This window comes from Terrisporobacter hibernicus (assembly GCF_020809405.1).
GTDB lineage: Bacteria > Bacillota > Clostridia > Peptostreptococcales > Peptostreptococcaceae > Terrisporobacter > Terrisporobacter petrolearius.
In genome coordinates this window covers 2,970,190-2,982,019 of record NZ_CP081135.1, presented here as the reverse complement: position 1 = coordinate 2,982,019, position 11,830 = coordinate 2,970,190, and the positions used below count along the sequence as shown (strand labels likewise).

At 28.7% G+C, this 11,830-nt stretch carries 11 protein-coding genes; 1 reads left to right on the top strand and 10 read right to left on the bottom strand.

The window, feature by feature from the left end; translation table 11 throughout:
- Nucleotide 1 precedes the first annotated feature (1 nt).
- The 4 genes from rsmD to JW646_RS14390 all read right to left on the bottom strand — a co-directional run bounded on the left by rsmD (nucleotide 2) and on the right by JW646_RS14390 (nucleotide 4,735).
- Nucleotides 2-562, bottom strand: coding sequence for a 16S rRNA (guanine(966)-N(2))-methyltransferase RsmD (gene rsmD / locus JW646_RS14405; RefSeq protein ID WP_331478089.1), 561 nt, complete (start codon nucleotides 560-562; stop codon nucleotides 2-4).
- Nucleotides 563-594: 32 nt separating this feature from the next.
- Nucleotides 595-2,652, bottom strand: coding sequence for an ATP-dependent DNA helicase RecG (gene recG, locus JW646_RS14400; RefSeq protein WP_228415515.1), 2,058 nt, complete (start codon nucleotides 2,650-2,652; stop codon nucleotides 595-597).
- Nucleotides 2,653-2,743: 91 nt separating this feature from the next.
- The gene (locus tag JW646_RS14395; RefSeq protein WP_228415514.1) at nucleotides 2,744-4,369 is read right to left on the bottom strand and encodes a DAK2 domain-containing protein; all 1,626 of its coding nucleotides are present in this window, start codon (nucleotides 4,367-4,369) and stop codon (nucleotides 2,744-2,746) included.
- 15 nt (nucleotides 4,370-4,384) lie between these two features.
- Complete coding sequence (locus JW646_RS14390; protein WP_018589791.1) at nucleotides 4,385-4,735, bottom strand: Asp23/Gls24 family envelope stress response protein; 351 nt, start codon at nucleotides 4,733-4,735, stop codon at nucleotides 4,385-4,387.
- Nucleotides 4,736-5,204: 469 nt separating this feature from the next.
- Between JW646_RS14390 and rpmB the strand changes: the two genes are divergently transcribed.
- A complete protein-coding gene (gene rpmB / locus JW646_RS14385) occupies nucleotides 5,205-5,393 on the top strand; it encodes a 50S ribosomal protein L28 (protein ID WP_018589792.1) in 189 nt (62 codons plus the stop codon).
- Between the two features lie 536 nt (nucleotides 5,394-5,929).
- Here rpmB and JW646_RS14380 read toward each other — a convergent pair.
- From JW646_RS14380 to rlmN, 6 genes are all read right to left on the bottom strand, one after another.
- On the bottom strand, nucleotides 5,930-6,580 hold the full coding sequence (locus JW646_RS14380; protein ID WP_074915289.1) for a thiamine diphosphokinase: 651 nt from the start codon (nucleotides 6,578-6,580) through the stop codon (nucleotides 5,930-5,932).
- A gap of 9 nt (nucleotides 6,581-6,589) precedes the next feature.
- A complete protein-coding gene (gene rpe, locus JW646_RS14375; RefSeq protein ID WP_148556258.1) occupies nucleotides 6,590-7,246 on the bottom strand; it encodes a ribulose-phosphate 3-epimerase in 657 nt (218 codons plus the stop codon).
- Between the two features lie 2 nt (nucleotides 7,247-7,248).
- Nucleotides 7,249-8,130, bottom strand: a complete 882-nt coding sequence (rsgA, locus tag JW646_RS14370; RefSeq protein WP_074915286.1) for a ribosome small subunit-dependent GTPase A — start codon at nucleotides 8,128-8,130, stop codon at nucleotides 7,249-7,251.
- A 152-nt stretch (nucleotides 8,131-8,282) separates the two neighbouring features.
- Nucleotides 8,283-10,016 (bottom strand): Stk1 family PASTA domain-containing Ser/Thr kinase, encoded by a 1,734-nt coding sequence (pknB, locus tag JW646_RS14365; protein ID WP_228415513.1) that lies wholly within the window; start codon nucleotides 10,014-10,016, stop codon nucleotides 8,283-8,285.
- A gap of 12 nt (nucleotides 10,017-10,028) precedes the next feature.
- Nucleotides 10,029-10,778: a Stp1/IreP family PP2C-type Ser/Thr phosphatase gene (locus JW646_RS14360; RefSeq protein ID WP_074915282.1), complete on the bottom strand. Its 750-nt coding sequence runs from the start codon at nucleotides 10,776-10,778 to the stop codon at nucleotides 10,029-10,031.
- 18 nt (nucleotides 10,779-10,796) lie between these two features.
- Nucleotides 10,797-11,828, bottom strand: coding sequence for a 23S rRNA (adenine(2503)-C(2))-methyltransferase RlmN (gene rlmN / locus JW646_RS14355; RefSeq protein WP_228415512.1), 1,032 nt, complete (start codon nucleotides 11,826-11,828; stop codon nucleotides 10,797-10,799).
- Between the last annotated feature and the right edge of the window lie 2 nt (nucleotides 11,829-11,830).

Genomic DNA, 11,830 nt, shown 5'->3' with positions numbered 1-11,830 from the left:
GTTATTCCTCCACTTTATAGAATGTTAATGTTGTATTTCCATACTTTTTGTCTCTACTTTTGTATAACCTACCAATATTATCCGGAAACTTATCTTTAGTATCATGTTCTACAACAATAATTCCGTCTTCTTTTAAAAGGTTATTGTTATCTATACTACCTAATGCATCACTAAACATATTCTTATAATATGGAGGATCCATAAATATAACATCAAATTTTTCATTTTTTAAAGCTAGAGAATTTATAGCACTTTTAAAATCTAAATTTAATACTATGCTTTCATTCTCAACTCTTGCCTTTTTTATATTGGACTTTATAATATTTATACTTTCCTTACTATTATCTATAAAAATACATTTATTTGCTCCTCTTGATAAACATTCAATTCCTAAAGAACCTGTACCAGCAAATAAATCTAATATATTGCTATCTATTATATATGGATTTATCATATTGAACAAAGATTCTTTAACCCTATCTGTTGTAGGTCTTACATCATCATTTTTAGGAGCATTCAATTTTAGTCCTCTTGCTTTTCCTGAAATAACTCTCAAAGTTATGTCTCCTTTCTTTATTTTACCATAAATTTCAATTAATTTAATGAGATTTCTTCACGTTCACTAAATTTATACAATATTTCTTCTTTTAATTTTTTATTGTCATCTTGTTGTAATATTACATCTTGACCAATTATGTACCTAGCCTCCAGTTGGGCCTGTTTTAATATTTTAATATGTTTAAAAATATTTGCAACTTTTAACTCTGGAAGACCATGTTGCCTTGTCCCAAAAAATTCTCCTGGGCCTCTTATCTCTAAGTCTTTTTGAGATATTTTAAATCCATCTGTAGTTTCTTCCATTATAGCCATTCTCTCTCTACATACTTCAGTCTTTGAGTTATAAATTAGTATACAGTAAGATTTATGTTTTCCTCTTCCCACACGTCCTCTAAGTTGATGTAGTTGAGCTAGACCAAATCTTTCAGAATTTTCAATTATCATCAACGTGGCATTAGGTACATTCACTCCAACTTCAATAACTGTAGTAGATACTAATATATCCAGCTTTTTATTTTTAAAATCATCCATTATAGTATCTTTGTCGCTAGGTTTCATTTTTCCATGAAGCAATCCTACTCTTAAATCCGAAAAAAATTTTCTTTTTAGTTCTTCTACAAGCTCAACCGCTGCTGTAGCTTCTATTTTTTCACTCTCATCTACCAAAGGACAAACTACGTAGACTTGTCTTCCTTTTTCAACTTCACTTCTTACCAAGTTTTCATAGGCCTCATTTCTTCTTTTGTGTTCTATAGCGATAGTTTCCACAGGTTGCCTTCCTGGAGGTAACTCATCTATTATGGATATATCTAAATCTCCATATAAAATTAAAGCTAATGTTCTAGGTATTGGAGTTGCCGTCATAACAAGAATATCTGGACTGTTTCCTTTATTTGATAATCTTGCCCTTTGTCTAACGCCAAATCTATGTTGTTCATCTGTTATAACCATTCCTAAATTTTTGAATTCCACCTTATCTTCTATAAGAGCATGAGTTCCAATAAGAATATCTATTTCTTGATTTTTCACTTTCTTTAGCACTTTTTCTTTTTGTTTTTTTGTAAGACTTCCTACAAGCAACTCAGATTTAATATTAAAAGATTCTAATGCTTCTTTAAATGATTCATAGTGTTGGGATGCTAAAATCTCTGTAGGTGCCATTAAAGCCCCTTGATAACCATTTGAAACTACCCTTGCTAAAGCAAGTAATGCTACTATTGTTTTTCCACTTCCAACATCCCCTTGAACCAATCTATTCATTACTTTAGAAGTAGCCATATCCTCAGTAATTTCATTTAAGGCTCGAACCTGAGCCTTAGTTAGTTTAAATGGAAGAGATTTTATTATATCATTTAATTTTTCTTTTTCTTCAAATGCTATTCCACTAGCTTCATTCATCCCATTTTTAAAATAAAATAGACCTAATTGTAAAATCAAAAACTCTTCAAAAACTAATCTATATAATGCGACTTTTAAAGTTTCTTTGCTAGTTGGAGAGTGTATATTTCTAACTGCAAAATCAATACCACACAATTTATATTTCTCTAGTATATATCGTGGCATATATTCTTTTATTTTAAATTCTTCCTTGGCAAGAACTGATTTGATCATCCCTTGCAACTCTTTATTAGACAATCCATAAGTCAAAGGATATACTGGCTCAATTTTGCAAGTAGACATTGGTTTATTCGTATAATGCTCAACTTCAATAGGTATTAACTCTTTAAAATTATTTTCTATCTTAACTCTTCCAAAAACTAAAATACTATCTCCACTTTTAAACACCTTTGTGATGTATTCTTGGTTGAAAAATGACATTTTAATATACCCGCTATCATCTTTTACATCCATTCTAGTTATTTTCATACCTTTTCTTGGACTATAAGCATCTATTTTACTTATAATACCTTTTATAGATACTTTATCTTCATTTTCCAGTTGATTGATTTTTTTTATAGTACTTCTGTCTTCATATTGTCTTGGAAAATAATATATTAAATCTTTCAAAGTAAAAATATTAAGCTTGTGAAGTTTTTCTGCTCTTTTAGGACCTATTCCTTTTACAAATTGTATTTCTTTATTTAAATTATTCATAATTATCACCTACAAATATTATTCCCCTACGAATAAAAAATCCTGTATAATATACTAATTTATAGTACGATTATACAGGACTAGTTAATCATTATTCAACTGAAATTAAGTAATAATAAAGAGGTTGTCCTCCATAGTGTAATTCCACATCTATATCTTCAAATTTTTCTTCTAATAAATCTCTTAAGACTTCTGCTTCTTCTTTGGAAGTATCTTCACCATAAAATAAAGTTATTATAGCACTATCTTCATCTACTAATTTTTCTATAAGGTCAGTAGTTATTTCATCCACATTATTTCCTGCAGATAATAATTTGCCTTCTGCAATTCCTATTATGTTTCCTTCTTTTACTTCCACATCATTTATAACTGTGTCTCTTACAGCATAAGTTACTTGACCAGATTTTACTAAGGATAAAGCTTCCATCATATTTGATTCATTCTCACTTACATCTGCATCTGCATCGAATGTCACCAAAGTAGCAAAAGCTTGTGCCACATTTTTAGTTGGTATAACTATTATGTTTTTAGCACTTAATTCTTTCGCTTGACTGGCAGCCATAATGATATTACTATTATTTGGTAATATTATAATGTTTTTAGCATGTAAACTTTCTATTGCTTTCATAAAATCTTCTGTACTAGGGTTCATAGTTTGACCACCTTCTATTATGTGATCAACACCAAAATCTTTAAATATTTGTGCTAAACCTTCTCCCATAGAAGTTGCTATAAATCCGTACTCTTTTTCTTCAACAGGTATATCTTGTGTTTGAGCCGTTTCATTTAATACCTTGTTTTCATGTTGAAGTTTCATATTTTCTATTTTTATTGTTAATAATTGTCCGTATTTTAATGCTTCTTGTATAGCAAGACCTGGATCATTTGTGTGAACATGTACTTTTATTACACCTTCATCTCCAACTACAGCTAGGCTATCTCCAAACTTCATGTACATTTCTCTTACTGCTAAATCATCTATTTTATCACTTTCTAAAATAAATTCTGTACAGTATTGGAACTTAATGTCTTCACTAGATATGTTTTGTTCTACATTAACCTCTACGTTACTAGAAGTTCCACCTTCTATAGACTCTATATTACTTCCCTTTAATGAAGATAACATCCCTTCATATATAAGAACTAATCCTTTACCACCTGAGTCTACAACTCCAGCTTCTTTTAATGCCTTTAGTAATTCTGGCGTCTTATTAAGTGATTCATTAGCTTTTTTTACTACTAATTCAAGAAATTCTATCATATCCATATCTGGCTTAGCTACTTTTACTGCATACTCTCCACTTTCTCTAACAACAGTAAGAATAGTTCCTTCTATTGGCTTTATAACAGCTTTATAAGCAGTGTCAGATCCATTTTTAAGAGCATTAGCTAAATCTACAACATTTAAATTTTCTTTAGCTTCTATTGATTTTGCTATTCCTCTTATTATTTGTGATAGTATAACTCCTGAGTTTCCTCTAGCACCCATTAAAGAACCTTTTGAAAGAGCTTTACCTATATCTGTTATATCATCATTTTCAACTTTAGATAATTCTTTAATTGCATATGATATAGTTAAAGACATATTTGTTCCTGTATCACCATCTGGAACTGGAAATACATTTAATTTATCAACTAAATCTTTATGGTTTTGAAGATTATTTGCACCTGAAACAAACATATCTCTAAATTTTTTCCCGTCTATATATTGAATCATATTCTTCCTCCTATATTACTTAACCCTGATACCTTGCACGTTAACATCAATTTTGCTAACTTTTATTGATGTTGTATTTTCTACTGAGTATTTAACTCTGTCTATTATGTTATTTGCTACAGTAGAAATATTAATTCCATATTGCATTATAACAAATAATTCTATTTCTATTTTATTATCTTCTGTTTCATATATTTTAACGCCTTTAGTAGCATTGTCTCCTTTTAACAATTCAACAATACCTTTTATCTTTTGTGAGAAACCTACTAATCCGTAACTCTCCATTGCAGCTCTATATGCAATTTGAGCTATAACATGCTTATCTATTTCTATACATCCATATTTATTATTTACTTTAGTAGTCATGGTTTTACCCCCTCATTTTCTTTTTTAATAATATTTTGTACGATGTTGAATTATTATTTTACCAATTCAACAAATTTCCTTTATTTTAATAAATTATAGTTTATATTTCTATTTTAGACAAGATATATAATACTATAAGTAATTAATAATTAAAAGTTATTTAAATTTAGTAACTAAAAAGACACTTATTGCCAATACTACTCATCAAGAAATGGAAGATACAAAGTTTTTACCTTTTAAAACATAGTAATTTACAACACAACAAAACTATGATAATAAACTTTTATCATTATTTTATCTTTTAATATTTACATTAGCAAAATTTATATATATAATTTTATATGATAATGAGAAAATCTTCAATATGTTAAGAACAATTATATATTTTTATTGCAAAAATTCAAATTTTATGTTAATATAAATATGTTTTTAGTCTTAAAATAGTTATCATTTTAAGGAGGTGTATATAATGTCAAGAGTATGTTGCGTATGTGGTAAAGGTAAAGTTTCTGGAAACCAAGTATCACATTCAAATAAACACAGCAAAAGAACATGGGCTGCTAACTTAAGAAACGTGAAAGTTATAGAAAATGGAACTCCAAAAAGAGTAAAAGTTTGTACAAGATGCTTACGTTCAAACAAAGTTGATAGAGCTTAATAATAAATTTATTTTATTAGTAAAGAGCCTACAGAAATGTAGGCTCTCATTTTTTTATCTAAAAGTTTATCATTTTTTTTACTTTTTATTCGTTCTCATAAATTTTAAAACAATATTAGAAAGCCATTTTGGTAATTTTACAGTTACCATTTTCATACTTATCCCCCCTAAGTTAGATAGTTTTCAATATTTTACATTAGATTTGTACCATAACATTTATTAATTTCTATGCAAATCATTTTTTTTATAGACCTTAAAATTAAATCTTACATTACCATTATTTATGTCTATGTTCATCTCCAAAACTTTAATAAAAACCTTTACATTAAATTATATTAAAGAAGTCTTTCATTTTAGAATTATAAATTACTCATTGCATTAAATTTTTCTTTTTATTATTTCAATTCATAGTTAATCATGTTTATAAGGCTCCCATTAGCTTTCTAAGAAGTTATATAGCCCTCATGGACAAACTATATTACTTCCCACTTAAAATAAATAAACTCCTCTTAATCACATATCAAGAGGAGTTCATTTTACGCTAAGTTATAATTTCTTATAATCAATGCATATCCATCTTCAATTTTTATAATACATTCATCTTCTAACATAACATTAGATATACCTAAAGATGATAAGTATCCCATTTTAGCATTGTTCAATGGGTACTCTAATTTTTTAAGAGTTATATTGTTTACATCTGCCATTATAGGTACAACTGATACAGTATCACCCTTTTTGCCATGTAAAATAATTTCTTCATTTCTTATAATAGTAATTTCTTCTTCACTTGTAATTATCCTAGGTGTTATATTCATTTCTCTAACATAGTGCATTAAACCTATGTTTGCGAGAGTATGATCTATTCGTCCTCCTAGGGATCCGTAAAAATCTATTTCTTCAGCTTTTAATTCTTTTGCTAAATAAATACAAATCTCTGAATCTGTTTCATCCTTATGAGATGGATATTTTTTAAAAAATACGTTTTTATTTTTATAATAATCAACTAAATCATTATTAATAGAGTCTAAGTCTCCTATTATATAATTTGGTATTATATTCATTTTATATAAATGATTACATCCACCATCAGCTCCAATTATAAAATCATATTTTTCCCTAAGTATTATTTCTTTTGTCTTATCATAATTTTTTATTTCGCCATTTAATATAATACAAACCTTCATTAATATCTCCTAAAGACTAGCATTCTTTCTCATTAATTTTACAGTTTCTTCTATATTCTCACTATTAAATATAGCTGATCCTGCTACTATTACATTTGCTCCAGCTTCTACTACTTGATTTATATTACTTGGTTTTATTCCACCATCTACTTGTATATCAACATTAAGATTTTTTTCATCTATTAATTGTTTTAATTCTTTTATTTTCCCAATCATACTTTCAATGAATGATTGCCCTCCAAATCCAGGATTTACAGTCATTACAAGTACCATATCCACATCTTGAAGTACATGTTTTATAGTTTCTATTGGTGTTCCTGGATTTAAAGCTACACCTGCTTTTACATTATGAGATTTAATATTTTGTATAGTTCTATGTAAATGTCTACAAGCTTCCACATGAACTACTATTAAATCACTTCCTGCATCAACAAAATCCTTGATATAATTATCTGGATTTTCAATCATAAGATGTGTATCAAATACCATATTAACATCTTTTCTTAAGGATTTAACTATTCCAGGACCCAGTGTTATGTTAGGAACAAAATGTCCATCCATAACATCTATATGTAAATACTCACATCCTGCTTTTTCTACCTTTTTAACATCTTCTAAAAGTTTTGCAAAATCTGCTGATAATATTGATGGTGCTAATTTTATCATTTTTAATATCTCCTTTTCCCTTGTCTTATCTCATTGAGTAATTGTATGTAACTTTCATACCTTACTTTAGAAATTTCCCCTGCTTCAACAGCTTCCTTAACTCCACAATTTGGTTCATTTTCGTGTATGCATTTATTTCCAAACCTGCAGTTATCAACTTCATCAAACTCTATAAAGTATTCTTTTAATTCATTTTCTTCTATGTCCTCTAATGTTAATGAAGAAAAGCCTGGCGTATCTGCAACTATACCTCCGCATTGTAGTTTTAAAAGTTCGGCATGTCTTGTAGTATGCTTTCCTCTTTTGATTTTATCACTAACTTCACCAGTTTGTAACTTAAAATTTGGATCTATTTCATTTAATAAACTAGATTTTCCAACTCCTGATGGTCCTGCAAATACTACCACACTATTATTTAGCTCTTCTTTTACTTTATCTATATTTTCTTTAGACTTACTACTAACCGGAATAACTTTATATCCACTTAATTCATATATTTCTTTTATTTTATTCGTTGTATTATCCTCATCTAAATCAACTTTTGTAAGAATAATTACAATTTCTAAGTTTTCCTTTTCAGCAAGAACTATAAATCTATCTAATAAAGATAAATGAGGTGTAGGGTTCTTTACAGCAAAAACTATTAAGGCTTTTTCCACATTAGCAATTGGAGGTCTTATAAGCTCACTATCTCTTTTATCAATAGCTTCTACAACACCAATCTTTTTTGCCTCATCAACTATGCTAATTTTCACTCTATCACCTACTAAAGGAGTTTGCTTATTTTTTCTAAATATTCCTCTAGCTCTACATTCATACAGTCCCTTTTCTGTATCTACATAGTAGAATCCCCCTATTCCTTTCATTATCCTTCCATCTAACATTAATTGCCTCCTTATTTTTTAACACTTTATTATATATTACCACAATATTTTTATTATTTTAAATTTAATTCTTATATTTATTTTTTCAAAAAATAAATATAAGTAAGCATTATGCTTACTTATATTTTGTATCTATGATTTATTTTTATTCTTTAATCATTATTTTCTTCTTTACTTTCAACTTTGCTAGATTCTTGGTTTTCAGGCTTCTTATGTCCACCTTGTGTGTTTTCTGAGTTATTATCTTCTGTTGGTTTTTCTTCTTCTGTTGGTTTTTCTTCTTCTGTTGGTTTTTCTTCCGTTGGTTTTTCTTCTTCTGTTGGCTTTTCTTCCGTTGGTTTTTCTTCCGTTGGTTTTTCTCCTTTGCTTACAACAATATTGACAATGTCACCTTTTTTAACACTTCCAACACCTGCAACTGGATTTTGATTAATTACAGTACCTTCCTTATAAATTTCACTATAACTATAACTTACACTACCCAATTCTAACTCCTTATCTTTAAGAATTGTCTTAGCATCCTTTAATGAAAATCCAATTAAATTTGGCACTGATAATTCTTCTGGTCCTAAACTAATTACTATTGTAACAGTATCTCCTTTTTCCAGTTCAGTTCCTTCTGGTGGTGTTTGAGATATAACATGATTTTTTTCCACTTCTGAGTCATGTTTTTCAGTTATTGTTAATTTTAATCCTAAATCATTAATAACCTTATTTGCATTTTCTAAACTCATATTAAGTAAATTAGGAGTTTTTATTACTTCAACTTGATCATTTTTATTTAAAAGACCAAATCCATTAGTTACAACTCCAGCCCCTACTGCTCCTAGTAAAAGTAATACAAGTAGACCAACTAAAATACCTTTAAAACCTCTTCTTTTTTTCTTTTTAGGTCTTCTATCATAGTTATTAACATCTTCCCCATCAGGCTCCATTAAATCATCTTCTTTATTATCTCTAATTTGTTCTTTCCCTAGGGTTTTAAATTTAGACTCATCTACAACTTCAACGGGTGGTATTCTTCTTGTAGCAAAATCATCATATTGTTTAATAAAATCTAAATCTATATTTTGTTCAATATATTCAATATCTTCAATAACCTCTTCACTACTTTGATATCTATCTTCTGGAGATTTTTCTGTCAATTTTTTAATTAATGTTCTAATACTTTGGGGTATTTGAGTTTTTTCTTCTAATGTAAATTCTATTTCTTCATTTATATGTTGAAGGGCTATAGAAATAGGGCTATCTCCTTTAAAAGGCACTTTACCTAATAACATTTCGTATAATACAATTCCTAAAGAGTATAAATCCGCATTATTTTTCACCGATTTACCTTTGGCTTGTTCTGGTGAAAAATAATGAACAGACCCTATAATACTTCCTATATTAGTCATAGTAGAATTCGTAGCTGCTTTGGCTATGCCAAAGTCTGCAACTTTTACATTTCTACCCTCACTTGATATCAGTATATTATGAGGCTTTATATCTCTGTGTATAACTCCTTTTTTATGGGCAGCGCCAAGGGCTTTTGCTATTTGCTTAGTTATGTCAAGAGCCGTATATTCATCTAAAGTTCCTTCAGATTTAATAATTTCCTTTAGATTTTGCCCATCTACATATTCCATAACTATGTAGTTTACTTTTCCGTCACAACCTACATCATATACATTTACTATATTAGGGTGAGATATATTAGCCACAGCTTCTGCTTCTCTTTTGAACTTTGCTAAAAACTCCTCGTCATCAACAAATTCCGGTCTCAAAACTTTTACAGCTACTACTCTATTTAGAAGTCTGTCCTTTGCTTCATAAACAAAAGCCATACCTCCATCTCCAATTTTTCTTATAATCTCGTATCTATTACCTAAAATTGTTTCTCCCACAATATCACCATCCTAATCAATCTTACTTAAGATAACCGATATATTGTCCTTGCCAGAATTATTATTAGCCTCATTAATTAAATCTTGGCAAATCTCTTTTATATCCTTATCTTGTTTAATAATATTTTTTATCGATTCATCCTCTACACAACCAGTAAGTCCATCTGTTGCTAAAAGTAAGATATCATCTTTTTCTACTTTTTCTCTGAATATATCTACTATAATTATTTCTTCCGCTCCCATTGCTCGTGTAATTTGATTTCTACGAGGATGGAACCTAGCTTCTTCTTCCGTTATTAAATGAGCATTTACCAATTCTTCTACAACAGAATGATCTTTAGTTATTTTTCTAAAACTGTCACCTTTTAATAAATAGCCTCTACTATCACCCACATTAGCTATAATAACATCATTTTGGTAAATAACAGCTACGACTAAAGTAGTTCCCATACCTTTACAAGAATTATCCTCTAAGGCTTTAGTATAAATTTTCTTATTAGCATAATTATAGCCTTGTTTAATTATATCATCTAAATAATCCATTTTTATACCGCCACTTTGAGAAATATTCTCTTTTAAGAAATCTATAATACTTTCTACTGCTATTTTGCTTGCTACTTCTCCTTTATTATGGCCACCCATGCCATCAGCTAAAGCAAACACGCCTATACAATCATCTTCTGTTTGTAAAATCTCCCCCATACAGTAGTCTTCATTATTTTTTCGAACTTTTCCCATATGAGAGTCACAATTATAAATCATAGCAATTATCCTCCTTATTTACTTGTGTTTACGTCTAAGCTGACCACAAGCTCCTCCTATATCAGACCCCATAGATATTCTAACCGTTGCTGGAATATTACTTTTTTCTAGGATATCTCTAAACTTATAAATATAAGTTTTATCAGGTCTTTCAAAATCTCTTTCTTCTACTTTATTAATAGGAATTAAGTTAACATGACATAACATTCCTTTTAAAAGTTTTACAATTGCATCAGCTTCTTTTTTAGAGTCATTTACACCTTTAATCAATGAATACTCAAAAGTTACTCTTCTATTCGTTTTTTGAATATAATACTTACATGCTTTTATTATATCATCTATTTTATATGCATTGGCAACTGGCATTATTTTTTTTCTTTCTTCATCAAAAGGAGAATGTAGAGAAAGAGCTAAGTTTATAGGTAATTGCAAATCTGCAAATTCATACATTTTAGGAACAACTCCACAAGTAGATAAAGTTATATGTCTATACCCTATATTTAATCCATTTTCTTCATTTACTAATTGTAAAAACTTCTTAGTATTTTCAAAATTGTCTAAAGGTTCTCCACTTCCCATTAATACTACATTAGATACTCTTTTATTGGTATCTTCTTGAACTTTCATAATTTGATCTAAAATTTCCCAAGGCTCTAAATTTCTAATTAAACCCTCTAATGTGGAAGCACAAAATTTACATCCCATTCTACAACCTACTTGATTTGATATGCACACAGTTATTCTATCACCATAATCCATCATAACTGTTTCTACAACATTTCCATCATTTAATTCAAATAAATATTTTTTGCACTTATCTACTTTTGATTCTAAAGATAATTCTTGTTTTATATTTCCTATATAAGATACTTCTTCTAATTTCTCTCTCAAACTTTTAGGTATATTATTCATATCGTCAAAAGTTTTAGCACCTTTATATATCCAAGAAAATATTTGGCTACCTCTAAATGGTTTTTCACCTATACTTTTTAAAAATTCTTTTAACTCATCTTCTGTCATATTTTTTAAAGCCACTTTATTTTGTGTCATTT